Consider the following 259-nt stretch of genomic DNA (forward strand, 5'->3'; position numbering starts at 1 on the left):
CGGGTTGGTGTTGCCACAGCGGGTCGCGGTCGATGTGGTAGCCGTTTTCATGGCTTGGCTCGCGCACTAGCGACAGGTTGCGGTTTTCGACGGTTTGGGCGACGGGGATGAAGCTGCCCGGTTCGTAGAAGTAGTGGATCAGGCGTCGTTTGGCGGCGTTGTCGCTGTAGCGCGTTTCATAGGCGAGGGTGTCGCCGTCCCAGCCGTAGATGTTTTGGCCGCAGTCGTATTGGGCGTTGAGCGTGCGCTGTTGCTGCTC

1 pseudogene is annotated in these 259 nt (G+C 61.4%); it reads right to left on the reverse strand.

Going from position 1 to position 259, the window contains the following annotated elements:
• A pseudogene (locus tag GHO32_RS26605) lies at positions 1–259 on the reverse strand (hypothetical protein); the annotation flags it as partial.

Source organism: Pseudomonas sp. FSL R10-2189, assembly GCF_009600325.1.
Taxonomy (GTDB): domain Bacteria; phylum Pseudomonadota; class Gammaproteobacteria; order Pseudomonadales; family Pseudomonadaceae; genus Aquipseudomonas; species Aquipseudomonas helleri.